Below are 25,086 nucleotides of genomic sequence, written 5' to 3'. Positions count from 1 at the left end.
ATAGTAAAGATAATGGAAAACAAGGAACAGTGCACAGTCAACCGTCAACCGTCAACCGTTAACTGTTAATCGTTCGCAAGGCTTTTTTGACAATATAAGCTGTTGCTTTCGTTTTACTTTCTTCTAGCCATCTATCACATAGATTTTGCACAAAATCAGGTCGACTTTTACTGGCGTCATTCAACCAATTACCAACACTATCTTGGACGTATTTTTCGGGATCATTGCGCAGGTTTTCCAATAAGGGCAACCCCAATTCAGGTGTAGTTTTCAATAGTTCAATTGGTGCACACCAAACACCTCTTGGACGTGTTGATTCAGTAGCAAAACGACGCACATTCGCATCAGCGTGTAACGTCCAGGGTTCTAAAACTGCTAAACTAAGCGATAGGTTAGCTATAATTGTGGGACGCACTGCCATCCAAGCCGTCTCTCGAACGCCAAAATGCGTATCTGCTGCAAAAGGCTGAATTGCCTGTAACTGTGCTGTAGGACTCAATTTCGGATTTCCACCTATCATATACGTCGCCCAACAACGAGGCATATCCGCTGGATGTTCTGCCAAAAAAGAAAAGAGTTCTTCATCCTCAGCTTCAGAAGCTTGAGTAAGTAAAACCTGCCCAATAGTTGCATTTTTTAATGTAACGGTGGGCTTTTTTATCGCCTCTAATGCTTGTAAAACAGGAACTAGATAACTCGTTTTCCCTCCTTGTTCCAACACAATAGCCAGCATTTTATTTACGTCTATTGCCAGCCATTCTACTAAATTTGCAGTTTCTATCACTCCTTGATTTAACTGTGCTAAAATCTCGGGGGGAATACTCTGTATCGTTTTTGATCCTTTTCTCTTAGTCTTGTCCATCGCGTTTTACTTTCCAATTGTGCCACAAAGATTAGCAACTTTTCCCATTTGGACAATACCGCATAAATTTGTCCCCTATGTTTTTTTGTTCTTTGTTGTTTGTTGTTTGCTTTTTGTTTTTTTGTTCATGTCTACAATCCATAGAACGATGATTCTTTTGCACTGAATTATCTTAGTAAAAAAAATAGTTGTATTAATGATCAACTAACGAAAAACTCGAAAAACAAAAGCCAAATAAAAAAACGCTATAGTAAAACACTACAGCGTCTTTCATTTAAGATATTAAAATTGTTGTGGGGACTTTAATCAATTGAAATATAGATTTTATTCGCTCTTTGGTAGATAAAAACAAACACTATCACATCTTCGTTTACCTATTTATCTATCTTTCTCAAACAAAAGTAGAAGCTATAAGTGGAATTCATGCCATGGAAAACCCCTATTTTTAAAAAACAGGGTTTTACACTCTTCTAGAAACTATCGAAACAAAACCCAAAAGCGTATGATTACCCATACCATACATTTTTTTAGTAGTTAAATTCACTAATTCAAAAAAGCACCTGTATATTTTTGACAAAATTTATCAAAACAATAATAAAAATTAACTTATATTTGTTTACTGTCATAAATCATCGTTCGCTTATTTAAAAGGATTTCATTAGAAAAATTATTCAAGTAAAAACTATTTTTTATGAAACATTCACAAACACTAACACCTTTACATTGGGTTTACCAAAGTATAGTCAATTGGGCGAACCTTGCTGATGATCGAAAAAAACTAATCGAAATTGCTGATTTCGAAGATAGTACCTTTTATTTTTTACGCGGTATTGTAGATACAGACGATATTCATGCCTATATGGGATGCTATATGGATACACTATATATGCATTTTATTCCTAGTTCATTAGATGTACCCGCCTCATTTACAGATTCTATGCATGTTCCCTGTCAATTATACAGCTGTATTGGAGGGAAAACCAATTCCTTTAAAGGACCTGTATTAAAAACAGAAGCGGAAGAACGCATAATGAATTGGGAAAATAAAACTATGCGCGATGAGGTTTTACAAGCTCCTGAGCTTTTTCAACTTTTCTGGATTCCCAATGAAGATTTTGAAGAGAACACCCCTATCAAAGTGAATTTAGCCATCAATAATGGTGCTCCCGATTTAATTCTGACGCAACTGAATAATACCGACAGTTTTTTAAACACGTGTAAACCTATTCCTCCATTTAAACCTTCATTCATTGTAAACAACTTTGCACTCTATGAGAAAATAATGGTCTGGAACATATAGCAGACAAAAAATGACCATTTTTAATTTTGTAACCTATATTACTTATTTAGTTCCAGCAGTTTTAAGTATCCTCATACTTTATGCTGGAACTAAAACACCTTTTACTGCGTTAAAATTTGCCTTGTTAGGTTACCTGACAACAAGTTTGCTCTTTTATTTATTAGGTGAGTATTTAGGAAGAAATTATCAAAATAATTTAATTTTAATTCCCATTTTTGGTGTGATTGAATTGGGTTGGTTCTCTTTTATGTACCGACTAATAAACGCCAACAAATACTACTATCTCATTTCTATCCCCGCTTTTATTTGCCTAATATATGAACTGAGTACGATTAACTTTCATCTGCCAACGCAAGTAGAATCCTACACTCGATTTATTGCAAACCTATCGCTTTTTTTATTAGCCTTACGCTATTGTTTTATGCTCTTACAGCAAGATTGGAAAAATTATAACCCCGCTTTTTTCCTGCTTAATTCAACCTTACTCCTCTATGCCGCTTTCTCCTGCCTGTACTATCTTCCTCTTAACTTACTCATTAACGGAAGATCTGAAAACATATTTTTATTTTGGTTTCTAAATATCATGATCAACTTATTGTTTTACATTATAAATACGAAAGTAGTATGCAGCACATCTGGCAAAGAGAAAATACAATTATAATTTGGTTTATTATTGGGCTAGTCCTTATTATGGTTATTAGTACTGCTTTTCTTATGTTGTTAAAATTAAACCACAAAAAACACCTAGATAATCAGCAAAAAATCAATCAATTAAACCTAAAACACAAAAAAAAACTACAACGTTCCTCTATTGACATTCAAGAAAAAGAACGACAGCGAATTGGCAGCGATTTACACGATTCTGTTATTAATGAATTGAATCTATTATTCTTACAATCGCAGGCGGGGCAAAGTGAGGAACAATTCATTGATAGTATTCAAAAAACCATACAGCTAACCCGACGCATTTCACACGATTTAAATCCACCTTTACTGGATTATGCGACTCTTGATAATCTAATTAAAGACTTGTTTCAACAGTGGAATATTTTCTATACCATTCAATTGCATATTGACAAACGCCCTTCTTTTGAACTAACCGTTGAACAAAAAATGCACCTACTTCGCATTATACAAGAATTAATGAGTAATATTTACAAACATGCTGAAGCCAGTCAGATTCAATTTCAATTGCGACTCTCTGAAAAGGCCATTGCCTTTGTTATGCGCGATAATGGTAAAGGTTTTCAATCCCCTTCCAATCAAATAGGGCTGGGTTTACAAAACATTCAAATTAGGGCTACTTTAGTCAAAGCCTCATTCAAATACAAGAAACAAATACCTACAGGAACCGCGTTCTTGTTTATACTCCCACAAAAAACTACCGCATGATGATACAAGTAACCCTTCTGGATGATGAAGTACTCATCACAGATTTACTATCGAACTTCTTACAACAAGATCCTTCTATTGAAATAAAAAACACCTATAATAGCGGAGCTACTTTTTTGCATGGGCTCCAAGAAAACACAACCTTACCGGATATTTTTATCTTCGACTATCGCCTCGGTGATATGGATGGATTGGAACTACTTAAGCACTTACGTACCTTAGAAATTCAAATACCTGTAATCTTATTATCTTCGCATTATAACGACAGTTTAATTAGTTTTATCGTTAAAACAGGGTTTGCTGCTTTTTTACCTAAAAATATGAAACCAAGCGCTTTGATTGAAGTCATTCACGAAGTTTACAACAAAGGTTTTTATTTATTACCTGCTCAATTTGAGCATTTACGCGAGCAAATGCTACTTAAGAATCAACCCCTAACAACTGATTTAAAACTGGCTTTAACAGAACGGGAAATCGAAGTACTCCACCTGATTGCTAAACAAAAAACGGGTAAAGAAATCGCTGATCTTTTATTTATTTCGCTTAAAACAGTAGAAGGACATAAAAACAGCCTATTCCTCAAAACAGGTGCAAAGAATGTAGTGGGACTCATTGTTTATGCCGTTCAAAATAAATTGATTACCCTAGATGAACTATCCCTGTATTAAACGAAACTTTTCGTCCTTGTTTGATTGCATTTAGGGGGCAAGCTGTTGTTTCATAAAAGCAATCGTTTGGGCAACTACTTTGGCTAAATCTTCTGGGAGTACTGTGGATTCATGTGGATGTCTGGCACCAAATACGTGGTCAGCTCCTTCCACAATAAATAACTCCGACGTTTTAATCCAGAGGTGAAGCAATTCAGCCTCTTTTACACTAACAGCCTGATCTTCCGTACCATTAACTAGCAATACGGGCTTTTTAAGATTTTGAGCCGCATATTGAATCGTCAATTCTTGTTCATGAGCTACAAAATCTTCCCAAAACGTAAAATAATGGGGCATTTGTTGTTTCGTGCGTCCATTCAAACTATAAAAAACACCTTCTTTTTCCCATTGTTCAAAATTATCACGTTGAGGGAATCGCTTTTTGAAATCTGCAACCCCTGCCCAGGATACGATTCCCCTAACCAGTTCGTTGTAATACCCTTGTAAGATGACAGCTCCCCCTCCTCTACTATGTCCGAGTAAAAATACACTTGTTTCGTCTACGTATGCTTCCTTCGAATAATGCGCTAAAACAGCTGCAATATCCTTTTGTTCTTGAGTATAAGTATTTCTTGCAAATGCATCTAAATCTACAAATTCTTGGGGTTGGTCAAGGGAAGTACCATTAAGTGAAAAATTAAATTTTACCGCTACAAATCCGGCTTTTGCGAAAGTTTGCATCACCAAATTCCAAGCTCCCCAATCTTTAAACCCTTTATAGCCGTGGCAGAAAACCACTAAAGGTCGTTTTTCACCAGCTGATTCTACATAACAATCAGCTAAAATAGAAGATGGAGTTCCATTTGGGATAATCGATATTGTGTGTTGTAATTCTTTCATTTTTTTACTGTATTTTAACAATTAATACTACGGCTTTAAAACAATCTTAAAACTAAATATTTTAATTTAGCTCAAACAAACCAATTGAATTAACGTTTAAATTAGGAATATGAAACTTTTAAATTCTTTTAGTCCGCTGTCTTTTGCTAGAATTTGTTATGTAGCTGTACTGAGTATCAGTGTATGTTTTATTTCACTGGACACCCATGCACAGGAGAAAGAACAAGTTACAATAAAAAACAAAACTTTCGCCTACGAAATAACGAAAGAAACGACAGCAGCCGATTTGGAACAAATTGAAAAAGAAATTAATGCTGAGAAAGTGGCTCACTTGCGTTTCTCTAATATAAAACGCAATGCCAAACAAGAGATCATTAGTCTGACCACTGAATTTAAAGATGAACGAGGTTCCTCTCAGAAAAAAAGCGAATATAATTCCCAAGGCATTCGTCCGTTTTCCGTTAAAATACACGAAAATGCAACGAGACAGAAGTATTTGGAAATTGCTAATGCGACAGCTCCTTTTTCAACCAACAACCAAAGCACAGGCGTACCTTCCCTCACAGATTTCTTCAATAATGACGAAGATGAGGATGATTCGTTTGGTAGTGATAGCATGATGGATATGATGCGCTCTATTCAAGAAAGCATGTTACAACAACAGGAAACGATAATGAAACTGTTTGAAGAAGCAGAAAAGAAGAAAGAGTAACCTAAGGAGTTCCCAAGTCACTTTGGTGAAAAAACAAAAAACGCCCCATGCTGGAGGCGTTTTTTTATTGCACACGAAAAAGCTATAACACTACTGTTATAGCTTTTCATTATTTAGATTAGCTTACTATCTAGAATAGTTAGGAGCTGATTTGGTAATTGTAATATTATGTGGATGACTTTCTCCAATTCCTGAAGCCGTTAATTGCACAAAGCGAGCTACTTCCTGTAGCGTTGGAATATCTTTCGCACCGCAGTATCCCATACCAGCGCGTAAACCTCCGATAAATTGTAACATACTTTCGTTCAATTCTCCTTTGTACGGAACGCGTCCTTCTATTCCTTCTGGAACTAATTTTTTCACATCGTCTTCAACATCTTGAAAATAGCGATCTTTAGACCCTTGTTTCATGGCTGCCACTGATCCCATTCCGCGATATGCTTTGAATTTTCTTCCTTCAAAGATGATTGTTTCTCCAGGAGATTCTTTTGTTCCAGCTAACATAGATCCTAACATCACACAATCAGCACCTGCACCGATTGCTTTCGGAATATCGCCTGTATAGCGTAAACCACCATCTCCAATGACAGGAACACCTGTTCCTTTTAAAGCTGCAGCCACTTCCATAATTGCTGAAAATTGAGGAAATCCTACCCCAGCCACAACACGAGTAGTACAGATAGACCCTGGTCCGATTCCAACTTTCACTGCATCTGCTCCTGCTTCTGCTAAGTATAAAGCTGCTTCAGGTGTAGCGATGTTACCAACTACAACGTCAATTTCTGGAAATGCTTGTTTCACTGCTTGTAACACACCTACAACCCCTTGAGTATGTCCGTGGGCTGTATCAATAATTAAAGCATCTACACCTGCTTTTACCAAAGCTGTTGCGCGTTCTACTGTATCATGAGTAACCCCTAAAGCTGCCGCTACACGTAAACGACCGAATTGATCTTTATTTGCGTTGGGCTTAAGCGTTAATTTTGTAATATCTCTAAACGTAATTAAACCAACTAATTTATAGTCTGCATTAACTACTGGTAATTTTTCAATTTTATTTTCTTGTAAAATACCTTCTGCTTGTTCTAAGGTTGTTCCTTCTGCTGCAGTAACTAGGTTATCTTTGGTCATTACTTCCGTAATTGGTTTTGCATTTTCTTTTTCAAAACGCATATCCCTATTGGTAATAATTCCCTTTAAAATACCCATTTCATCTACAACAGGAATACCGCCAATGCTGTATTCTGCCATTGCTTTCTTTGCATCACCCACCGTAGCCGTTAAAGGTAAAGTCACTGGATCAATAATCATCCCTGATTCAGCTCTTTTTACTTTGCGTACTTCTTTGGCTTGCTCTTCAATGGTCATATTTTTATGGATTACTCCTATTCCTCCTTCACGAGCAATAGCAATAGCCATTTCACTTTCTGTTACCGTATCCATCGCCGCAGATACTATGGGAACATTCAGTGTAATATTTCTTGAGAATTTTGTTTTTAAACTTACCTCACGGGGTAAAACTTCCGAATAATTTGGAACTAAAAGAACATCATCGTAAGTTAATCCTTGACCGATGATTTTTGTTGTGTGTGCTTTCATGTGCAATTGTAGTTGAATTGCACGCAAATTTAGTTTTTTTTATTCAGCTAAAAAAATCCTAGTGGTAAAAATTAAAAACTTTTAACGCTTCGTTGTAAGCGCTTTCAAATGACATGGCACTTAAGTTGGTATCTATCTTATTAGCAGTAAAGTAGCTCAACATTTTTTCGGTTGGCATATTTCCCGTCAAGTCATCTTTCGCCATTGGACAACCTCCATAGCCTTTGATTGCCCCATCATAGCGCAAGCATCCTGCTTTATAAGCGGCATCAATCTTCTCAAACCACGAGTCTGGCGTCGTGTGTAAATGCGCACCAAATTCAATATTTGGATAAGCGGGAATCAAATTACTGTATAGATAATCAATGACTTCTGGTGTTGAACTTCCTACGGTATCAGACAACGAAAGAATGTGTACCCCCATTTTCGACAAACGCTCTGTCCATTCACCAACGATATCCACATTCCAAGGGTCTCCATACGGATTACCAAATCCCATTGATAAATACGCTACTACTTCCTTATCCGTTTTAGTAGCAATGGCTAAAATTTCTTCGAGGGTAATTAACGATTCTGCAATCGTTTTATGCGTATTGCGCATTTGAAAATTCTCGGAAATAGAAAAAGGAAAACCTAAATACTGAATTTCTTTGTGTTGAGCAGCCTCTTCCGCGCCTCTCGTATTGGCAATAATAGCCAATAATTTACTTTGTGTTTTACTCAAATCCAATTGAGCTAAGACTTCCGTTGTATCTTGCATTTGCGGAATTGCTTTTGCAGATACAAAACTACCAAAGTCAATGGTATCAAAACCTACCCGCAATAAAGCCTGTATGTATTGTACTTTTTTTTCTGTTGGTATAAACATTTTAATGCCTTGCATGGCGTCGCGAGGACATTCTATAATTTTTACGGTTGGTTTCATAGTGCACCAAAGATAGAAGAAAGCCGGAAATTCTCAAAAACAAATTCGAAAATTAAAAAAAAAACAAAATTCCGTTATTGTTCTGCGTCCCCCTGTTGATTAAGATAGAAATCTTTAAGAATATTTTAAAGAAATACCGTAGAATTAATTGTAAGTTTGAAGGATAAGACAAATAGACTATGACTCAATCTACTGATACCGCGATTAACAAAAATTTATCCTTAGCTGATATCATTGAAAAAGCGGGTACGATTAAAGAATACCGCGCGTTGTTTTACGAAAAATTTCTAAAAAGCGACATTTACGTACTGGTAAAAAAAGGATACAATGATAATCACCAAGCCAACAGTTTCAATGCTAATGCGCCGATTATCACTTTTGAAAATCAACAAATTCCCATTTTTACTGATCCGAAACACATCTATGATCAAGGGGCAATTCAGGAAGAGATGAGCTATATGAAAGTAAATGGTCGCGCTTTTCTAGAACTTGCCATGGGGCATAACATCCTTGTTAATCCTTTTTCTAAGGTGTACAAAGAACTCGTTCCCAATGAAATTGCCGATATGCTCAACGGCTCTATTTTCAATGTAATCAAAGACAATGTCGCCCATATCCAGATGGAGGTACAAATTGGCAAGCCCGAAGTGGAACCTCAAGCATTATTAGCGGATTTAAAGACGACCTTTTCTTCTATTCCCATTATTTCCTCCGCTTATTTGGGTTGGATGTTTAATGCGCGTATTGATCAAAAGCCACACTATCTTTTTGCGATAGAATGTGACATTAAAAACGGGGCTGAATTTAAAGAAATTGCCGATGTGATTTCCAATTTATGTAAACCACACCTCAAGAAACACGAGTATATTGACATCATCCGTTTGGAGAAAAATGGCAATTTTAGCGATTATTTCTACAACCATGATCAACCTTTTTATACCAAGTAAAATGAATCAACCTGCTATATTTACGCCTATAGATAAAGAAACGTGGAGTCGAACCCCTTATTACGACTACTATCGTAACGTACTAAAGACAAAATACACGGTAAGTATAAAGATTGACATTAGTCTGTTGATGGCACGATATAAAGAGAAAAACTACAAATTCTTTCCTACCTTTCTTTATGTTATTATGTGTGCACTAAACAACAGCGAGGCACTACGCACTGCGATACACGAGGGGCAATTAGGCGTTTGGAGCTACGTAACTCCTCAATTTACGCTTTTCCATGAAGACGACCACACCTTCTCTGATGTATGGAGTGAATACAGTCCAGATTTTGCTGTGTTTCATCAAAATATTGTAGCGGATATTCAACACTATAAAAATGTAAAAGGGCTAAAAGTTAAACCCGGTTTACCTGGTAATTTTGTACCTATTTCTTGTGTTCCTTGGATAAGTTTCGAAAGTATTAGTCAAGATACCACGGAAGATACTGATTTCTTAAAACCAATCATTCGCTTTGGAAAATTCTACCAAGAACAAGAAAGGACTCTCATTCCCTTGTCAATTTACGTCAACCACGCGATTGCTGATGGTTACCATACAGCGATGTTCTTACGTGATATAGAAGCAATTGCAAACGATGTAGAGCGTTGGTTGGTTTAAAATAATAAAGGTGAATAGTAAAAATTACTTCCGATTAAAAAAGCTCTTCTGTTCCTTCGATTACTTGATCGGGATGGATTAATTGCAAATCTATTGTTTTAGCTGCTGTAAATTTAATTTCATCTTTATATCGCAGTACCATTCCCTTTTCGGTATTGAGTTGCCATCCGTCTTTAAAATAGATTCCTTTTGTTCTATCACTTTCCAAAACTATACTTTTCTCTTGTTGTGGCAAGAAGATTTCCACTTCTTTCCCATCTTTAGCAAAAAGCACAAAGCAACTTACTTCGTTATTTTCTAAATCATTTTCTAAACTTCCTTCATCTTCAATGGGATTCAAACGAAATCCTTGTTCAAACACGCGGATGCAGTCTGCCATCAAATAACTGTATCGATATCCTGCAGAATAAGCACATCCAAAACCATCTTCCTCGCCAACAACGGTTGTTCCACCATCTGTAGAGACTGTTTTATCTTGTTCTGACGCTGGATTCTTATCCTTGAGAATAAAATCACAAGAAACTAAACTAACAGATAAAAGTATACCTAGTACTAGTCCAATTTGTCGCATATTTATTTTTTTAGTGTGTTGAATACAAAACCGTTTCTATCGTGGAGAAGTTAGTAGGCTGTTCTGGATTATAGAAATACTTAATTAGTACCTCACCGTGAATCGCGCCAGAATAAAAGTCTGCTATAATCCATCGATGATTAATAAATTGCACTTTATTAATCACACATTTTTGACCATTCATTGCACCATAAGGAACAAGTGGATTTCCACCTTCTATGTGATTTAATGCTAAAATTTCCTCACGAATTTTATTTACATCTTGGTCAAGTGTTTTATAATCAAAGTATTCTTGGGCATCATCATTGTATCCCAATGAAAAATACTGAGCTTCATTTAATTCTTTCGATACTAATTTTAGTGAATCTCGAACAATTGCAATGCGTTTGTGGGCTATTTCAATTTTCTTCTCTTCTGATTTCATCATATTGCGATTGGTGTTGTACAAAAGCGCTATGATTAGTATAGAGAAAACAAAAAGGTAAAAAAAGACTTTATGTCTCATGCTTAGGGTAGTTTTATTTGTTGTTCATCGTAGGCCAAAGATACATTTTTTGGCAATATCTTTTCCACTTCTGCGCAAAAACCTAAATCTTGTGAAATATGAATCAAATAAGCCTGACAAGGATTGATTTTTTCAATAAATGCCAAGGCTTCCTCTAGATTAAAATGTGTAGGATGTTCTTTGATACGCAAGGCATTCACCACCAAAACCTTACATCCTTTTATCTTTTCTATTTCACTTTCAGCGATGTATTTCGCATCGGTAATATACACTAAATCATTCAGTCGGAACCCAAAAATAGGTAAGTCCCCATGTTGAATGGACAGAGGAATAATCGGTTTTCCTTTGACGTAAAACACCTGATCTGGCGCTATGATATGTTGTTGTACACTAGGTGCTCCCGGATAGCGATTTTCAGTGGTAAAGATATATTCGTATCGTTTTTCCAGCGCGTGCATGACGCGCTCTGAGGCATAGATTGGCATGGGACCATGAAGAAATGTTAGGGGGCGAATTTCATCTAAACCAGCGATGTGATCGGCATGTTCGTGTGTAAAGAGAATCGCATCAATATGCTTGCATTTCGCCTGTAGCATTTGATACCTAAAATCGGGACCACAATCAATTAAAAGGGTCAAATCATCCCAAGTAATCAAAGCAGATGTTCGCAATCTATAATCGCGTTTATCCAAGCTATTCCCTACTGGATGATCTATTGCTATTACAGGCACTCCCTGTGAAGTTCCCGTTCCTAAAAATCGTATTTCCAAAACCTATTGCTTTTTATACAAAAGTACACTTTATCTTTTTTTTTGTTGTATAGAATTTGTTACTTTGTTTCAAAAGCTTACAGATGGAATATTTTGCAGAAGATTTAGTACTAGAGGGAGACCGAATGATAGAGCAGCAACCGGCTATTTCGGATAAAGCGCTCCGCATTAACATGAATCACAACATTTATGGAACATTTGCCGAAATTGGAGCTGGCCAAGAGACTGTGCGTCATTTTTTTAGAGCAGGAGGATCCTCTCGTACCATTGCTAAAGCGATGTCTGCCTATGACAAGTCATTCAGTGATGCGATTTACAGTGTGGAAGATGATGGACGTTATGTAACGGAGAGTCGCTTGAATAAAATGTTGGATTATGAAACAAAAAAAATTGAAGATCGTATTCCACGCGCTGAGAACCCTACCAAGACCTTTTTTAGCTACGCCAATACCGTAGCAACTATAGATTACGCGAAAAAAAATAAAGGCCATGGTTGGGTAGGTATTATTTTTCAAACGGCACCTCACGAGCCGTATAGCAAAATTATTCTACACATTCAGTTTAAAGAAACGGATTCAAAACTACAACAAGAAACTTTGGGTATCTTAGGTGTAAACTTAATTTATGGAGCCTATTATCAACATCATGATCCCAAAAAATTAATCAGTTGTTTATACGACCACTTGGATCGAGATCAAATTGAAATTGACAGTATTAGCTTTACAGGGCATTTATTTGCTACGATTGATAATCGATTAATGAGTTTATTACTCGTTAAAAATGGCATGACGGAAGCAGTGATGTTTGGTCCTGATGGTCAAAGTCGCCTTGCGGCTAATGAATTATACCGCAAAAACATATTGGCATTACGCGGTAGTTTTAGGCCCGTTACCTTAGTCAATATGGATATGTACAAAAAGGCATTAGAGTCTTTTATCAACGAGAATCAGTTACAACGTCAAGATACAACTGTTATTTTTGAGATTACGCTTTCCAATTTGCTTATGGAGGGAAATCTAGATGAAAATGACTTCTTACATCGTGCGGATTTATTATGCTCTTTGGGACAAACTGTAATGATTTCAAACTTTCAAGAATACTATAAACTGACGGCTTATTTTTCTAAATATACCACAGAAAAAATTGCACTTTCTATGGGAGTTAGTAGTTTACTAAATATTTTTGAGGAGAAATATTACGCCAATTTAACAGGAGGTATGTTAGAAGCCCTGGGTAAATTATTCCGCAATCAAATGCGCATATACTTGTACCCTATGCATGATGAAGCGGGTACTCTTTTAGATTCAACCAATTTAAAAGTCGATTTACACATCAAAGAATTATATAAATTCTTTAAGAAAAACAATCAAATTGTTGACATAACAAATTACGAACCAAAAAACTTGGATATTTTTTCTCGCGATGTACTTCGTTCCCTTCAGGAGAATGCGCCTGGATGGGAAGAAAAACTACCAGAAGGTATTGCCAGCATGATTAAAGAGAAACAACTTTTTGGTTATGCTCAAGCGAAAGAAGAAGTTCACAGCTAAACTAGATAAACAAAAAAAGCGACGCTACTGGCGTCGCTTTTTGTATGCTTTATTTTTTTACTTTACTTCTTGGTCAATTACTGGAGTAATTTGTTTGAACTCCATAACTACTTGGTCACCGTTCTTAAAGAGTAACGCACTTTCTGTAATTTCATAGCTTGTTACTTCAGTTAAACCTTTAGTAAAAGCAAAATCAGCTACTCCTTCACAGAACATACGCGTAGCAGCTAATTTATCACCAATGGCAATTCCATTGTTCTCTTTCATTTCATATTCCCCAGTAATATTGTTACACCCATCTGTACCGTGTACCATAGCATTACCTTCAAAATTTAAGGTTGGCTTTTTACCAGGAAATAAATCTTCTAGTTCTTTATCTGCGGTATCTGTTGTATGAATAGCGATTAACTCCCAACTTCCAACTAAGTTCATCTTTGTCGTAACAGTCGTTTCTACTGCAGCATTTTCTGCTTCAAGTGCTTTTTCTGCACTTTTTTTCTCATTACAAGCAGCTACTGTTATGAACAGTAATCCTAGGGTTAAAAATTTGATTCTTTTCATTTTTGCAATTTTTAAATATTTCATTATACAAAACAAATATAAATATTAATTACAAAAACACCTTAAAAAGCTCCTAATTTATTAAGATACCGATACTACTTTTAGACCAATAATAGAACCGATTAGAGTAGCAATAAAGAACATACGCCAAAATGTTGAAGGATCATTAAAGACTAAAATCCCAACTAATACAGTTCCTACCGCTCCGATTCCAGTCCAAACTGCATAAGCTGTTCCCAAAGGAAGGGTTTGCGTAGCCTTCATCAATAAGGCCATACTCATAATCAAGGCAATAAAAAAACCAACATACCACCACATCGCTTCTGTACCTTTACTTTCGTTGGCTTTTCCAAGACAATAGGTAAATCCGACCTCGAAAAATCCTCCAATAATTAAAAAAATCCAATTCATTTTTATATTTTTTGCAAAAGTCGGTTTATAAAATTTATATTATTTTATCCTATGATAAAAATTTATTGCAAAATATTGCTATTAAATAAATCCTTCTTCTTTCACTTTCTTGACCAATCCGCCATTATCCATGACGTCAAATACCTGCTTTAATCCTGCTATACGCTTATTAACTGCACTTTCACTTAAAAACAAAGTCTCACTGATTTCCTTAATTTTAAAGCCGCGATCCAAAAGCAATAAAATTTGTACATTTTGTTCTTGGAGCAACGCTTCTTTCTTGTAAACTTCTTTCAATGCTTCATTAGCATGTAAACTATAGAAGCGTTCACCTGAACCAACGACCTGTAAGGCTTTTTTGAGTAAGCCTTCTGTTACATCAATTTTCAACAAAAGAGCTTGAGGAACAATTTTTTTATGGATGGTATACAGGACTAGAGTTCCCTCATGACCTGTAATCAATATCACGTCAACTTGGGGAAATTTTTTTTTTACATGTGCAACAAATTCCACTCCATTCGTAATCTGCATTGCTGTATCCCTTTTTCCTAAATTGTAATCTACTACTACTAAATCAAGTTTTTCACACTGATTTACATGCTCTAATCCCTCTTCTACTACAGTAGCACTCAATATTATAGCATCTTGATATACCTGCTGTAAAACGTATTTATACCAATCAACAATCATTTGATGATCATCAATTATTAAAAGAGTAAAGCTCAAAATACTTTATTTTTGTTAACATATTGTATACTTTTACTGTACTTCTACCAAGCAAAATATAAATATGTTTGTTAGACAATCAGAGGATTTTATCCCAAAAAAGGATTTTAATTGTTTTAAAACATTAAATATACATTCAATTTACCTATTATTTAATTTAAATTTCAAAAAAACAAATATAATTTTAATACTTATGAAAAAAACTATCCTTACCTCCGTATCTGTTTTAGCCTTACTTGCTTTAGCCTCATGTTCAACAGATAATATGCCAACTGAAGCTACAAACGGCAATTCGAATAGAAATACGTTCAATGCAATGGAAGCTAACACAACGAGTAACACTATAGCACAAGACTCTATTCTAACACCAGACATTACGAGTAGATCGGCTGACAACGGTGATATTGCAATCTTAAAAGACAAAAGAAAGATTAATAGCGCTTCCTATGCACAAGAAAATGGCGATATTGCCATCTTAAAAGACAAGAGAAAATAAATTACCATGAAAATAAAACAATCCCCAAATGACTAAATGAAATTGGGGATTGTTTTTTTTTTAGTTAATTTGTATTCACATCCTTCTACGCATGCCATACAGATTTTGTTTTATTTTATCTCTTTTTCTTTGTCTATTCAGCTGTTCAGAGGAACCTTTTACAGCAAGACATTCCGCCATTTCAACACGATTAGCAACCTTAGAAGGTGATAGTCTTTCCACAAAGGCCAAACAACAGCTATTGGATTCCATCTATACGCATTTGGTTAGTACAACTAACAATGCTTCACACCGAGAGCTCTTGTTTGAGACAGCCAATACCGCTTATAACCTCAGGCATCTTGATTTGTACTTGCGCATTACTCAAAATTTGTTGGATTTATCCAAAAAAGATAAGGATACCGCTCATATTGCCCAAGCCTATTACTACTTAGGAGACTATTATGAAGACATTGTAAAGTTAGATAGTGCTTATGCCTCTTACTCTTATGCGGTTAAATTTTACCAGGTCAAAAAGGACACCTTGCACATTGGTATGATGCAAAAATCGATGGCGATTATTCTCTTTGAAGAAGGGCTTTTCAACCAAGCTGAAGTGGAAGCCTTCAATGCTCTAAAAAACCTCAACCACTATAGTGACAAAAAATTGCTTATTGAGGCTTACTCTACCGTGGCAAGCATATTAGATCAAAATTCTCAAAAAGAAGAAGCCATTCTCTACAACCAACAGGTATTAGACCTGATTAATTCCTTACCTACCAAAGAACATACTGCCTACTCTAAATTGGGAATTTACAGCAATATCGGCTATTTACATAACAATCTAAGGGAATATGAAAAAGCAGAAAAAGCTTTTTTAGAAGGACTAACTTTTGTTGATAAAAGTTTGAAGGGATCGAATTATCACGCGATGCTTCTCAACAACTTGGCCTTAACGTACATCAAGACCGATCAGCTTAAAAAAGCGGAACACTTAGTTTTTGAAGCGTTTAAAATACGTGATAGTTTACAAATTCCACAAGGATTAATTTCGAGTTATAGTCGCTTAGGTGAACTTTATTTAGCAAAAAAAGACACAGCCAAAGCCATCGAATATTGGAAAAAAGGCTTTAAAACCTCGGAAGAATACAAGGCACGAAACACCGCTTTAACTAATTTGCGTTACCTGAGCTTATATGATCAAAAAAACGCAAAAAAATACGCCCAACGCTATTATGAGATTAACGATAGTTTGAAGGCCTTACAAATTGAAAACAGAACGAAATTTGCCCGTATTGAATATGAGACCGCTCAATTAGAAGCAAGAAATGAAATGCTTTCACAACGTCTTAGCGTGTTCAGTATTTTATCTATATTAGGGATACTCTTATCCGTATTAATCTACATTGTATTTAAACAGAAGATGATCCAAAAGCGGCTTTTGTTTGAACAGCATCAACAAAATGACCGCGAATTAATCTACAAGCTCATTTTACAACAAGAAGAAATTGCTAAGAAAACTCTATTGGATGAGCGAACGCGTATTAGTACGGAGTTACACGACGGAATTATCAATACGCTATTTAATATTCGCCTTATGTTATCGAATGAAGGTCAGCCAGAAAATCGTCAATTAATTGCTTCTGAAATAGAAGAAGCCCAGCAACAAATTCGAAGAATATCTCATAATTTACAGGATCAATCATTAAACCTAGGTAGTTTTACTCCTATTTTAGAAAATTTATTGGAGAAGAACTCCACTACATCACCTAGCTTTACCTTGCTAATTTCGCGTAATTTTGATTGGAGTACCTTTGACTATGAAACGAAAATGAATATATACCGCATTATTCAAGAATCCATTCAAAATATCATCAAACATGCACAAGCCACTCGAGCGATTATTTCTATAGTGGAATCTACCTCCAATTACCATATCAAAATTCAAGACAATGGTATTGGATTCAAAGTAAGTGAAGTAAAAAAAGGCATTGGATTAAAGAATATTCAGCACCGTGTTAATCAAATGAATGGAATTCTTACCATTACATCTACGCCTAAAAAGGGCACTCTAGTAGAGATAATCCTATCAAAAGTAAAATAGGGATTGGTGTCCCCACAACCAATCCCTATTTACCTAAATTAATCAATAGATACTCATGTTTATTCATTTGTTTACTTTAGCGGTATCCTCTCAAAGAGGGTGTATATACAGCTGAAAGCCCCTAACAAATGTTCTGTATGATTTTATCATGAACTAAAGTACTCATAAGCCCTCTTTATTCAAAACTTCTATTGCTATTTTTAACAAAAATGAAAGTTGAGTATTCATTTTGTTTCCATCATCCCCGTTGATTTCTTAAAATTAGATAAAACCCTGTAGCTTCACCTGTTTCAACAGTTCCGATAAGTCATTCACCTCAAACTCTTTTTTCAACGTTGTTAACATGCGTTGCAGGGTACTTTGGCTTTTAAATACAATTTCGCAGATTTCTTGAACTTTATAACCTTTGTCCAACAGCATAAGAATTTCAATATACTGTTCTTGCTGCATCAATTGACGCTTGGCCAATAGACTCAGCACATTCTTTACTCCTTGGCTATATACCACCTGTCCTATCATACATTGGCGAATAGTTTCAATCAGCAATTCATCTGTAACATCAGCCTTCATTAATAAGCCATCTGGTCTTACCTTTTTGTGGATACTATAAATAAGTAGTGCCTCTTCATGTCCTGTAATCATGATAATTTTTGCTTTGGGAAATTTCTCTTTCGCATACAACGCTAATTTTTGGCCATCAGAAATTCGCAACTGGATATCGAAGTTCTTTGCCAGATTATAATCAATAATCAGCATATCAATACTCGCTAATTCATCGATATACGTTAAAGCTTTGGGAATAGATTCACTTGCGTAAAAAGTACTCTCTAAAAAATTTTCTCGAAGTAAACGAATATAGCTAGTTAAAATCATCGGATGGTCATCAATAACGAGAAATACAGGATTATATAAATTCATAGGATGAAGTAATTATCAATAAGAAGGTTTTGAAGCAAAATTAGATAAAATTTACAGCATTTCAACATTTACGCTTCCAAAAATAAATAATCCTTAAAAATAATCCAAAATATCAAATTAAATAACCATTTATTTAACTGATTATCACAGGATAGAAACCTTTAGTTGTGAAAAATACCTAATTAAACTATTTTATATCCTAGGAAGATGGCAAATATTTACCACAATATTAATTATTATTTTTTCACGTCCGAAAAAATAGTTGTAAGCTTAGTTATACAGTAGATTAGCGTTGTTGTTCCTGCTATTTAAAAGAGTATTATCGTGGATGTGCCGCTGTATTTCTCAGTGCTAAACCAGACAAATCAAGTCCCATCCAATAAAAAATATAGCTATCTTTGACACAAATTTACCATTTTAATTATACTAGAAAACGATGCGAGTAGGTTTTTTTCAATATGCCGTGATTTGGCGTGACAGACAGGCAAATCTAGATTATATTGCAGCAAAGATTAAACAGGAAACTTTTGATTTACTAGTTTTACCTGAATTTTTTACCACGGGCTATGCCATGGATACGAAAGAGGAAATTCTGCCTTTTGCAGAAGATCTTCGCCATAGTCCGACGGTACAATATTTAGCGCATATATTAGCCGAAACGGGCAATGGTTATATTTCAGGTACCATTCCCGAACTTGATCAAGGTATACTCTACAACACTTCCATTCTTGTTGGTGCACAAGGCTTGGTTGCCTCATATCGAAAAATCCACCTACCCGATTATGAAAAACGCTTCTTTCAAGCCGGTGATACAGCCGTTGTATATCCTAGCAATCAAGCAAAAATTGGTTTATCCATTTGTTTTGATTGTTGGTTTCCTCAACAAACGGCACTCCTAAAGCTACAAGAAGTAGAGGTGATTTGTCATTCCTCCTGTTTTGGTGGCTCCGTAACCCCTACTATTATTCCGATTAGAGCCTTAGAGAACCAATGCTTTTATATCAGTTGTAATCGCATTGGTGAAGAATATTTTGAAGACGAGTTAGAATCTTACCGAGGGGAAAGCCAAATTGTCAATCCCGATGGGCAAATACTCGCCAAAGCGGGGCAAGAAGAAAGTCTTACCTTAGTTACTATCAACCTTCAAGAAGTCAATCACCCTAATTTTGGCAGCTTAATTACCAAAGATTTTCAATCTGAGCACGAAAAATACAACATTACCTTATAGCAAAAGCGAATCTTGTGGCTCGCTTTTTATTTCTTACTTTTACGTTTTAAATTTTATTTTAACTCCATTCAGTTCATGTTTTTCAAGGAATTTCCTACCATCCAAACCGATCGACTTCTACTGAGAGCGCTTCATTTTACAGATGCTCCAGCTCTATTTGACTATTTTTCTAAAGATGAAGTCACTGATTTTTACGATTTACCGACGTTTCAATCGATTGAAGAAGCGCATGAGCTACTCCTCGCTTGGCAAGAGCGCTACCAAAATCAAGAGGCGATTCGTTGGGCCATTACCCTACAAGAACGCCCAGATCAATTGATTGGGACCTGTGGTTTTCACAATTTTTCTATAGAAAATGCTCGAGCTGAGATAGGTTATGAATTGCACCCTAATTTTTGGCGCAATGGAATTATGACAGAAGCTATCGCAGCCATTATTCCATTTGGATTTACAAAATTTGAATTAAATCGCATCGAAGCCTTTATCGACCCAGCGAATATTTCGTCTCGCAAATTACTTGAGAAAGTGGGTTTACAAGCGGAAGGAGTATTACGAGATTATTTTTTTGAAAAAGGAAAATTTGTAGATGGTGAGCTTTTTTCACTACTAAAACGAGAGTATTCAATACGCTAACACCTACAAATTTACAGTGAATTAAAAGGCTCTTCTCATTTCGAATTGAGCTAGATCACTGGTTAGATCAAGATGTTTAAAAAAAGCAGCTACTGCCATATCGCGATCATCAATATTGTAAACATATACTGCTCTAGCCTTGGTTATTTGCTGCATTTCGTGTATCAATTGAGAGGCAATACCCTTTCTTCGTTGATTGGATTCTACAGCCAGCTGTAATACACGTTTTGACGTCGGGTTAAAAATAAGATACCCAACTAATTTTTCCTTTTTAAAAGCACCTAGTATATGGCAACGCGACTTACTATTTTCTAAGGCTGTTATCGTATATTGCCAAGCGGGTTGAATATCCCAAAACGATTGAAACGCTGGCCAATCAAAATCTGGCAATGTGCGAATTTCCCCAACTTCTTTATGCTTTATTACGTCTGTTTCCCCTTCGAAACAGATTAGTTTTCTTGCTGTGTGATATCCCATTTTCTCATAGGTTCGAATCGCAGCATAATTGCCTTCAATAACTTCTAATACGAGTTGTTGCACCGCTAAGGGTTTCAATTGTTCCAACAACCACGCATACATCAAAGCAACAATTCCCTGCCCTCTATGTGATGACACAACACCTGTGGCTGCATTATAGGCCGTTAATTGACCATCAATTGTATTTAACGCGTGGAGCATAAACCCCACCAGTTTTTCTTGATCCATAATACCCACGGAAAGATTCAGCTGAATATTCTCGCTTTCAATCTTATTTTTCAATTGTTCTACCGTGAGTTGTAAGGGAATGATATAATCTGCAAAAGATTCATTCAACACTAGTACAATATCCTCAATATTGACTTGGCTTAATGCTATTTGTTTCATTTTTTTATAGTTCTACTTCTTATTTTCTTTATACCACTGCAAAGCCTTTTGTTCTTCTCTTTGAATAAACTCATCCTTCCCAGCATTATAATCATTGCCATCCTCCCATTGCAATTGCACCAATTGTTGTTTTAAAGCCTGATATTCTGCTTTTATTTCTGAATGGGTACACAAATAGTCTCTAAACGCCAAGTGACGCGTCCAGTGCATTGAACTTGTAGGAATAACATGAATATGAGCCACACGCCAATCATACTGCTGCATTTTCTCATCAATAACACCTTGTTCACCGATGATTTCGGGTAGTCCTAAAGTGGCTGGTTTTTCGGTTAACAAAACAAAAAATCGACGCTAGGGCATGTCAGCATTATATTTTTCATAATACACGTATTCTTTTCCCGCTAATAAAGAAGAAACCTGATTTAATTCTTCCTCATCGCGAACACCGATCATAATGTCAATAATTGGTTTAGCAGATAACCCTTCTACGGAAGTACTACCAATATGCTCGATTTGTGGGTTCAACTTTTGCAGATAAAGGCTTAAATCACGCTTAATATGTTTAAACTTATCTTTCCATGCAGGATTATAGGATTCAAAGGGTAAAATCATGGTTCAATTCTTTTATGGGTTTACATATCGAATAAACAAATGTAAATAAAACAATAAAAATCAACCAGACCAATTCCCCTAATTTATGTACAATTTGTAAGATTGAACAAACTAAAAGAGAGTCAATACTGTTGATTTTATAGTTTTAGAAAAAAAGATTAGAAAAAAAATAAAAGCTTAGTTTTTTATAACCAATTAGTTAATACCGATAGCGCTAGTCACAGGCAAAAAAAAGAGACAAATCTCTTGCAGATTAACAAAACAGCGCTATCTTTGCACCGTTCTAATTCATCAGAACTGAGGCATACGCTGAAAGGGGAGATACTCAAGCGGCCAACGAGGACGGACTGTAAATCCGTTGGGAAACCTTCGCAGGTTCGAATCCTGCTCTCCCCACACACAAACGATCTTATACATTATTGTTAAGCTAAAATTAAAAATACCGGAGGGGGAGATACTCAAGCGGCCAACGAGGACGGACTGTAAATCCGTTGGGAAACCTTCGCAGGTTCGAATCCTGCTCTCCCCACAAAACATACCTATGCTATTTTAGTTTAACAATATAAGGAGGGGAGATACTCAAGCGGCCAACGAGGACGGACTGTAAATCCGTTGGGAAACCTTCGCAGGTTCGAATCCTGCTCTCCCCACATCAAAAAAGCCTTCTAGTGTTCACTAGAAGGCTTTTTTTTGTTTAAGGGTTAATGCACAACCCTTATACTTTTCTTTCTTTATCTCCATTTCGAGGTTCCGACTGGATTCGAACCAATCTACTGATTATTGCGTAATCAGGCCTCCCAATCGGCCACGGAACCTTATTAGTTAACGGTTAACAGTGTACAGTTATCAGTTTAAAGCAAACCACCTATCTTCCATCTTCCTACAACATACGAAAAAATTAACTATTTTCCAAATATTTACCCTTGCCCCCTCAATAAATCAACTGAAATTGCTGGTGTACTGCTACGATATCTCGTAAATCAAACTCTTTTCTCTCCTCTTCCAACATCTGCTGTAGCACATGATTAATCAACATGCTTGCTTCTCTTGCACAGTCACTATAAGCGTCATATACACTACATTTTAATAACAAGACAACTGCCGCAAAGAGTTCTCCCGTACCTGGTGGATCCACAGGTACATAAGGTGTTGCTATTCGATCATAAAACTCCTTTTGTTTGACAACAATCTGGAGTATATCTGCAGCCTCTTCAAATCGACACCCCGTAACCAAAATATCTTTGTGTTGAAGGATATGATGTTTGGCTATGGCGTCTATCACTTGTTTTTCCGTGCTAATCTTTTGTTGTAAAATGGTTTCCATTTCAAATTGGTTAGGCGTCAACACATCCGCTAAAGGCAGTAAATACTGCACAATAGCGTTGGGGACTTCTTGGTTGACATATAATCCTTGGGGCTGATCTCCCATTACGGGATCACATATATACACCATATCTGGATGGCTTTTTTTAATCTGAGCAATAAAATCCGCCGTTCGTTTTACCAGTGCAGCCGATCCAATATATCCTGTTAAGATGGTAGACACCTCATCGAGTATATCCAACTTCAAAATTCCATCTAACACTTCTTGAAATAAGGTTTCTGGTAAGAGTCCTCCTCCTACGGTTGGCAGTCCATATCGATTAGATAATACAACGGTTGGAACAGCAATAACATCCTGTCCTGCTAGTTGTAAAACGAGGGAGGTTGTATTGCTTCCCACATAACCATAGGCTACTTTACTGTGAATGACAATTGTTTTTTTCTGCATCATAACACCTATACAAAAAAGATTAAACTTTCTTTCTTTGAATTATTTTCAGGTAATTGCTTGTTTTTTCTTTACTTCTTCGATAGCTTCAATCAATTGTGTACTGATAAACACCAATTCTTCTGCTGTCAATTCTGTATGAATGGGTAGCGATAAAACACGCGAAACTAAATACTCTGTATGGGGTAAATCATACTGACGCTCTTGCAAAGCTTTAAACATCTCTTGTTGATGACAAGGAACTGGATAGTAAATCATCGTTGGTATACCGCGTTCTGCCATCACTTGATGTACAGCATCTCGATCTACTCCTTCAAGTATAAGCGTATATTGATGGTACACATGATGGCTATACGTGGGCTCGAAAGGCGTTTGGATATGCTTGTGATTTGCAAATGTGCGATTGTAAAAAGCTGCTACTGCTCTTCGCTTATCACAATACTGATCCAAATACTTGAGTTTTACATTTAAAATAGCCGCTTGTATACTATCTAATCGGCTATTAACGCCAATAATTTCGTGATAATAACGACGTTCTGATCCGTGGTTGCATATTTTTTTCATTTTAACTGCTAATTCATCGGAGTTCGTCATAATTACACCTCCATCTCCATAGGCACCTAAATTTTTAGAAGGAAAAAAAGACACACAGCTCACAGTTCCTATGGTTCCTGTTTTTCTACGTTCACTTTCGGTTTGATAATGTCCTCCAATACTTTGAGCATTGTCCTCAATAACAGCAATATCATGGGCTTGTGCTAGCTCCATAATCGGTTGCATATTGGAACATTGTCCATATAAATGTACAGGGATAATTACCTTAGTTTTCGATGTTATGGCCTGTTCTAAGCTTTCCATATTAATCGTAAATGTATCAGGATCTACATCAACAAATACTGGGGTCAATCCTAATAATGCTACCACTTCTACCGTAGCTATAAACGTAAATGAAGGAGTAATCACCTCGTCTCCTGGTTGTAAATCCATCGCCATTAGTGCAATCTGCAACGCATCCGTTCCATTCGCACAAGGAATCACATGTTTTGCCTTTGTATAGGCCGCCAATTGCACAGCAAAATTTGATACAGCAGGCCCATTGATGAAAGTTGCACTTTCTATTACTTCTTTGATAGCCGCATCTATTTCGGGTTGAATGCTGCGGTATTGTCTTTTTAAATCGACCATTTGAATGGTATCCATGACTTGCTCTATTTAAATTATCAGTTGAAATACTCTAACGCATGACAGCATTAATGTCTACTTTTAACCAGTTGTATTTCTATTTTATAGGTCAAAAGTAACACCTATTTGGATTATGCCACTACACCAGTTTTAAACTTATTAATAGTCCAGATAGTTTTTATCTTTAGACGTAACCCCCTGCTTTTGCAATAAAAATACCCCGTAATCCAGCATTACGGGGTATAACAAAATAACAA

Annotated in this window: 26 protein-coding genes, 4 tRNA genes and 1 pseudogene; 15 read left to right on the top strand and 16 right to left on the bottom strand. The window is 36.1% G+C overall.

Annotated elements, in window-relative coordinates; all coding sequences use genetic code 11:
- Positions 1-58: 58 nt before the first annotated feature.
- Complete coding sequence (locus tag ACLJX0_RS11560; RefSeq protein WP_410880636.1) at positions 59-862, bottom strand: DNA alkylation repair protein; 804 nt, start codon at positions 860-862, stop codon at positions 59-61.
- A 691-nt stretch (positions 863-1,553) separates the two neighbouring features.
- On the opposite strand from ACLJX0_RS11560, the gene ACLJX0_RS11555 reads away from it, so the two are divergent.
- From ACLJX0_RS11555 to ACLJX0_RS11540, 4 genes are read left to right on the top strand one after another with little or no spacing between them, the layout of a single operon-like run.
- Entirely contained in the window at positions 1,554-2,162 is a 609-nt protein-coding gene (locus ACLJX0_RS11555; protein WP_410880634.1) for a hypothetical protein, read from the top strand.
- Positions 2,163-2,172: 10 nt separating this feature from the next.
- Positions 2,173-2,823, top strand: a complete 651-nt coding sequence (locus ACLJX0_RS11550; RefSeq protein WP_410880632.1) for a hypothetical protein — start codon at positions 2,173-2,175, stop codon at positions 2,821-2,823.
- Between the two features lie 53 nt (positions 2,824-2,876).
- Positions 2,877-3,554 (top strand): sensor histidine kinase, encoded by a 678-nt coding sequence (locus ACLJX0_RS11545; RefSeq protein ID WP_410880630.1) that lies wholly within the window; start codon positions 2,877-2,879, stop codon positions 3,552-3,554.
- On the top strand, positions 3,551-4,222 hold the full coding sequence (locus ACLJX0_RS11540; RefSeq protein WP_410880628.1) for a response regulator transcription factor: 672 nt from the start codon (positions 3,551-3,553) through the stop codon (positions 4,220-4,222). Before ACLJX0_RS11545 ends, ACLJX0_RS11540 begins: the two co-directional genes overlap by 4 nt.
- A gap of 30 nt (positions 4,223-4,252) precedes the next feature.
- Here the strand turns inward: ACLJX0_RS11540 and ACLJX0_RS11535 are convergent, their stop codons facing one another.
- Positions 4,253-5,101, bottom strand: coding sequence for an alpha/beta hydrolase family protein (locus tag ACLJX0_RS11535; RefSeq protein WP_410880626.1), 849 nt, complete (start codon positions 5,099-5,101; stop codon positions 4,253-4,255).
- A 109-nt stretch (positions 5,102-5,210) separates the two neighbouring features.
- Between ACLJX0_RS11535 and ACLJX0_RS11530 the strand changes: the two genes are divergently transcribed.
- Entirely contained in the window at positions 5,211-5,813 is a 603-nt protein-coding gene (locus ACLJX0_RS11530) for a hypothetical protein (protein ID WP_410880624.1), read from the top strand.
- Between the two features lie 126 nt (positions 5,814-5,939).
- Here ACLJX0_RS11530 and guaB read toward each other — a convergent pair whose 3' ends face one another.
- Positions 5,940-7,412 (bottom strand): IMP dehydrogenase, encoded by a 1,473-nt coding sequence (guaB, locus tag ACLJX0_RS11525; RefSeq protein WP_410880622.1) that lies wholly within the window; start codon positions 7,410-7,412, stop codon positions 5,940-5,942.
- A 58-nt stretch (positions 7,413-7,470) separates the two neighbouring features.
- Complete coding sequence (locus tag ACLJX0_RS11520; protein ID WP_410880620.1) at positions 7,471-8,337, bottom strand: hydroxymethylglutaryl-CoA lyase; 867 nt, start codon at positions 8,335-8,337, stop codon at positions 7,471-7,473.
- Positions 8,338-8,516: 179 nt separating this feature from the next.
- Here ACLJX0_RS11520 and ACLJX0_RS11515 point away from each other — a divergent pair, with 179 nt between their 5' ends.
- Both ACLJX0_RS11515 and ACLJX0_RS11510 read left to right on the top strand, forming a co-directional pair.
- Positions 8,517-9,284, top strand: coding sequence for an enhanced serine sensitivity protein SseB (locus ACLJX0_RS11515; protein WP_410880618.1), 768 nt, complete (start codon positions 8,517-8,519; stop codon positions 9,282-9,284).
- Between the two features lies 1 nt (position 9,285).
- Complete coding sequence (locus tag ACLJX0_RS11510) at positions 9,286-9,948, top strand: CatA-like O-acetyltransferase (RefSeq protein WP_410880616.1); 663 nt, start codon at positions 9,286-9,288, stop codon at positions 9,946-9,948.
- 34 nt (positions 9,949-9,982) lie between these two features.
- On the opposite strand, the gene ACLJX0_RS11505 is transcribed toward ACLJX0_RS11510, so the two are convergent.
- From ACLJX0_RS11505 to ACLJX0_RS11495, 3 genes are read right to left on the bottom strand one after another with little or no spacing between them, the layout of a single operon-like run.
- Entirely contained in the window at positions 9,983-10,519 is a 537-nt protein-coding gene (locus ACLJX0_RS11505; protein ID WP_410880615.1) for a hypothetical protein, read from the bottom strand.
- Between the two features lie 10 nt (positions 10,520-10,529).
- Positions 10,530-11,024 (bottom strand): hydrolase, encoded by a 495-nt coding sequence (locus ACLJX0_RS11500; RefSeq protein WP_410880613.1) that lies wholly within the window; start codon positions 11,022-11,024, stop codon positions 10,530-10,532.
- Between the two features lie 2 nt (positions 11,025-11,026).
- Positions 11,027-11,794 (bottom strand): MBL fold metallo-hydrolase, encoded by a 768-nt coding sequence (locus tag ACLJX0_RS11495; RefSeq protein ID WP_410880611.1) that lies wholly within the window; start codon positions 11,792-11,794, stop codon positions 11,027-11,029.
- An 83-nt stretch (positions 11,795-11,877) separates the two neighbouring features.
- On the opposite strand from ACLJX0_RS11495, the gene ACLJX0_RS11490 reads away from it, so the two are divergent.
- A complete protein-coding gene (locus ACLJX0_RS11490) occupies positions 11,878-13,344 on the top strand; it encodes a TonB-dependent receptor (protein ID WP_410880609.1) in 1,467 nt (488 codons plus the stop codon).
- Between the two features lie 57 nt (positions 13,345-13,401).
- Here ACLJX0_RS11490 and ACLJX0_RS11485 read toward each other — a convergent pair whose 3' ends face one another.
- The 3 genes from ACLJX0_RS11485 to ACLJX0_RS11475 form a co-directional block, all read right to left on the bottom strand.
- Positions 13,402-13,905, bottom strand: a complete 504-nt coding sequence (locus ACLJX0_RS11485) for an META domain-containing protein (protein ID WP_410880607.1) — start codon at positions 13,903-13,905, stop codon at positions 13,402-13,404.
- 81 nt (positions 13,906-13,986) lie between these two features.
- The gene (locus ACLJX0_RS11480) at positions 13,987-14,316 is read right to left on the bottom strand and encodes a DMT family transporter (protein ID WP_410880606.1); all 330 of its coding nucleotides are present in this window, start codon (positions 14,314-14,316) and stop codon (positions 13,987-13,989) included.
- A gap of 81 nt (positions 14,317-14,397) precedes the next feature.
- Positions 14,398-15,042, bottom strand: a complete 645-nt coding sequence (locus ACLJX0_RS11475) for a response regulator (RefSeq protein WP_410880604.1) — start codon at positions 15,040-15,042, stop codon at positions 14,398-14,400.
- 193 nt (positions 15,043-15,235) lie between these two features.
- Here ACLJX0_RS11475 and ACLJX0_RS11470 point away from each other — a divergent pair, with 193 nt between their 5' ends.
- Together ACLJX0_RS11470 and ACLJX0_RS11465 are read left to right on the top strand one after the other, a co-directional pair.
- Entirely contained in the window at positions 15,236-15,538 is a 303-nt protein-coding gene (locus ACLJX0_RS11470; RefSeq protein WP_410880602.1) for a hypothetical protein, read from the top strand.
- A 91-nt stretch (positions 15,539-15,629) separates the two neighbouring features.
- Positions 15,630-17,621: an ATP-binding protein gene (locus ACLJX0_RS11465; RefSeq protein WP_410880600.1), complete on the top strand. Its 1,992-nt coding sequence runs from the start codon at positions 15,630-15,632 to the stop codon at positions 17,619-17,621.
- Between the two features lie 261 nt (positions 17,622-17,882).
- Here ACLJX0_RS11465 and ACLJX0_RS11460 read toward each other — a convergent pair whose 3' ends face one another.
- The gene (locus tag ACLJX0_RS11460; RefSeq protein ID WP_410880598.1) at positions 17,883-18,539 is read right to left on the bottom strand and encodes a DNA-binding response regulator; all 657 of its coding nucleotides are present in this window, start codon (positions 18,537-18,539) and stop codon (positions 17,883-17,885) included.
- A gap of 436 nt (positions 18,540-18,975) precedes the next feature.
- On the opposite strand from ACLJX0_RS11460, the gene ACLJX0_RS11455 reads away from it, so the two are divergent.
- Positions 18,976-19,767 (top strand): carbon-nitrogen hydrolase family protein, encoded by a 792-nt coding sequence (locus ACLJX0_RS11455; RefSeq protein ID WP_410880596.1) that lies wholly within the window; start codon positions 18,976-18,978, stop codon positions 19,765-19,767.
- Between the two features lie 75 nt (positions 19,768-19,842).
- Positions 19,843-20,400, top strand: a complete 558-nt coding sequence (locus tag ACLJX0_RS11450; RefSeq protein WP_410880594.1) for a GNAT family N-acetyltransferase — start codon at positions 19,843-19,845, stop codon at positions 20,398-20,400.
- A 21-nt stretch (positions 20,401-20,421) separates the two neighbouring features.
- On the opposite strand, the gene ACLJX0_RS11445 is transcribed toward ACLJX0_RS11450, so the two are convergent.
- Together ACLJX0_RS11445 and ACLJX0_RS11440 are read right to left on the bottom strand one after the other, a co-directional pair.
- A complete protein-coding gene (locus ACLJX0_RS11445; protein ID WP_410880592.1) occupies positions 20,422-21,264 on the bottom strand; it encodes a GNAT family N-acetyltransferase in 843 nt (280 codons plus the stop codon).
- Positions 21,265-21,276: 12 nt separating this feature from the next.
- Positions 21,277-21,876 (bottom strand): annotated as a pseudogene (locus tag ACLJX0_RS11440) (GrpB family protein).
- A 315-nt stretch (positions 21,877-22,191) separates the two neighbouring features.
- Here ACLJX0_RS11440 and ACLJX0_RS11435 point away from each other — a divergent pair.
- From ACLJX0_RS11435 to ACLJX0_RS11425, 3 genes are all read left to right on the top strand, one after another.
- Positions 22,192-22,272: transfer RNA gene (locus ACLJX0_RS11435), tRNA-Tyr, on the top strand.
- 52 nt (positions 22,273-22,324) lie between these two features.
- A tRNA-Tyr gene (locus tag ACLJX0_RS11430) sits at positions 22,325-22,405 on the top strand.
- Positions 22,406-22,445: 40 nt separating this feature from the next.
- A tRNA-Tyr gene (locus ACLJX0_RS11425) sits at positions 22,446-22,526 on the top strand.
- Between the two features lie 95 nt (positions 22,527-22,621).
- On the opposite strand, the gene ACLJX0_RS11420 is transcribed toward ACLJX0_RS11425, so the two are convergent.
- The 3 genes from ACLJX0_RS11420 to ACLJX0_RS11410 all read right to left on the bottom strand — a co-directional run bounded on the left by ACLJX0_RS11420 (position 22,622) and on the right by ACLJX0_RS11410 (position 24,847).
- Positions 22,622-22,691: transfer RNA gene (locus ACLJX0_RS11420), tRNA-OTHER, on the bottom strand.
- Between the two features lie 116 nt (positions 22,692-22,807).
- Positions 22,808-23,650 (bottom strand): pyridoxal kinase, encoded by an 843-nt coding sequence (gene pdxY / locus ACLJX0_RS11415; protein WP_410880590.1) that lies wholly within the window; start codon positions 23,648-23,650, stop codon positions 22,808-22,810.
- A gap of 45 nt (positions 23,651-23,695) precedes the next feature.
- A complete protein-coding gene (locus tag ACLJX0_RS11410; RefSeq protein WP_410880588.1) occupies positions 23,696-24,847 on the bottom strand; it encodes a DegT/DnrJ/EryC1/StrS family aminotransferase in 1,152 nt (383 codons plus the stop codon).
- Between the last annotated feature and the right edge of the window lie 239 nt (positions 24,848-25,086).

The sequence above is a fragment of the Myroides sp. DW712 genome, assembly GCF_046557355.1.
In the GTDB taxonomy this organism is placed as follows: domain Bacteria; phylum Bacteroidota; class Bacteroidia; order Flavobacteriales; family Flavobacteriaceae; genus Flavobacterium.
Note: the sequence above shows the minus strand (reverse complement) of the source record. Positions and strands in the feature narration are given on the sequence as shown.

What these genes read in the sequence shown, in the direction of transcription:
- ACLJX0_RS11410 (WP_410880588.1), bottom strand. Translation starts at nt 24,847, where the DNA reads ATGGATACCATTCAAATGGTCGATTTAAAAAGACAATACCGCAGCATT.
- ACLJX0_RS11465 (WP_410880600.1), top strand. Translation starts at nt 15,630, where the DNA reads ATGCCATACAGATTTTGTTTTATTTTATCTCTTTTTCTTTGTCTATTC.
- ACLJX0_RS11555 (WP_410880634.1), top strand. Translation starts at nt 1,554, where the DNA reads ATGAAACATTCACAAACACTAACACCTTTACATTGGGTTTACCAAAGT.
- ACLJX0_RS11535 (WP_410880626.1), bottom strand. Translation starts at nt 5,101, where the DNA reads ATGAAAGAATTACAACACACAATATCGATTATCCCAAATGGAACTCCA.
- ACLJX0_RS11490 (WP_410880609.1), top strand. Translation starts at nt 11,878, where the DNA reads ATGGAATATTTTGCAGAAGATTTAGTACTAGAGGGAGACCGAATGATA.
- ACLJX0_RS11560 (WP_410880636.1), bottom strand. Translation starts at nt 862, where the DNA reads ATGGACAAGACTAAGAGAAAAGGATCAAAAACGATACAGAGTATTCCC.
- guaB (WP_410880622.1), bottom strand. Translation starts at nt 7,412, where the DNA reads ATGAAAGCACACACAACAAAAATCATCGGTCAAGGATTAACTTACGAT.
- ACLJX0_RS11480 (WP_410880606.1), bottom strand. Translation starts at nt 14,316, where the DNA reads ATGAATTGGATTTTTTTAATTATTGGAGGATTTTTCGAGGTCGGATTT.
- ACLJX0_RS11505 (WP_410880615.1), bottom strand. Translation starts at nt 10,519, where the DNA reads ATGCGACAAATTGGACTAGTACTAGGTATACTTTTATCTGTTAGTTTA.
- ACLJX0_RS11540 (WP_410880628.1), top strand. Translation starts at nt 3,551, where the DNA reads ATGATGATACAAGTAACCCTTCTGGATGATGAAGTACTCATCACAGAT.
- ACLJX0_RS11460 (WP_410880598.1), bottom strand. Translation starts at nt 18,539, where the DNA reads ATGAATTTATATAATCCTGTATTTCTCGTTATTGATGACCATCCGATG.
- ACLJX0_RS11450 (WP_410880594.1), top strand. Translation starts at nt 19,843, where the DNA reads ATGTTTTTCAAGGAATTTCCTACCATCCAAACCGATCGACTTCTACTG.
- pdxY (WP_410880590.1), bottom strand. Translation starts at nt 23,650, where the DNA reads ATGATGCAGAAAAAAACAATTGTCATTCACAGTAAAGTAGCCTATGGT.
- ACLJX0_RS11445 (WP_410880592.1), bottom strand. Translation starts at nt 21,264, where the DNA reads ATGAAACAAATAGCATTAAGCCAAGTCAATATTGAGGATATTGTACTA.
- ACLJX0_RS11520 (WP_410880620.1), bottom strand. Translation starts at nt 8,337, where the DNA reads ATGAAACCAACCGTAAAAATTATAGAATGTCCTCGCGACGCCATGCAA.
- ACLJX0_RS11515 (WP_410880618.1), top strand. Translation starts at nt 8,517, where the DNA reads ATGACTCAATCTACTGATACCGCGATTAACAAAAATTTATCCTTAGCT.
- ACLJX0_RS11550 (WP_410880632.1), top strand. Translation starts at nt 2,173, where the DNA reads ATGACCATTTTTAATTTTGTAACCTATATTACTTATTTAGTTCCAGCA.
- ACLJX0_RS11510 (WP_410880616.1), top strand. Translation starts at nt 9,286, where the DNA reads ATGAATCAACCTGCTATATTTACGCCTATAGATAAAGAAACGTGGAGT.
- ACLJX0_RS11455 (WP_410880596.1), top strand. Translation starts at nt 18,976, where the DNA reads ATGCGAGTAGGTTTTTTTCAATATGCCGTGATTTGGCGTGACAGACAG.
- ACLJX0_RS11545 (WP_410880630.1), top strand. Translation starts at nt 2,877, where the DNA reads ATGTTGTTAAAATTAAACCACAAAAAACACCTAGATAATCAGCAAAAA.
- ACLJX0_RS11470 (WP_410880602.1), top strand. Translation starts at nt 15,236, where the DNA reads ATGAAAAAAACTATCCTTACCTCCGTATCTGTTTTAGCCTTACTTGCT.
- ACLJX0_RS11530 (WP_410880624.1), top strand. Translation starts at nt 5,211, where the DNA reads ATGAAACTTTTAAATTCTTTTAGTCCGCTGTCTTTTGCTAGAATTTGT.
- ACLJX0_RS11500 (WP_410880613.1), bottom strand. Translation starts at nt 11,024, where the DNA reads ATGAGACATAAAGTCTTTTTTTACCTTTTTGTTTTCTCTATACTAATC.
- ACLJX0_RS11485 (WP_410880607.1), bottom strand. Translation starts at nt 13,905, where the DNA reads ATGAAAAGAATCAAATTTTTAACCCTAGGATTACTGTTCATAACAGTA.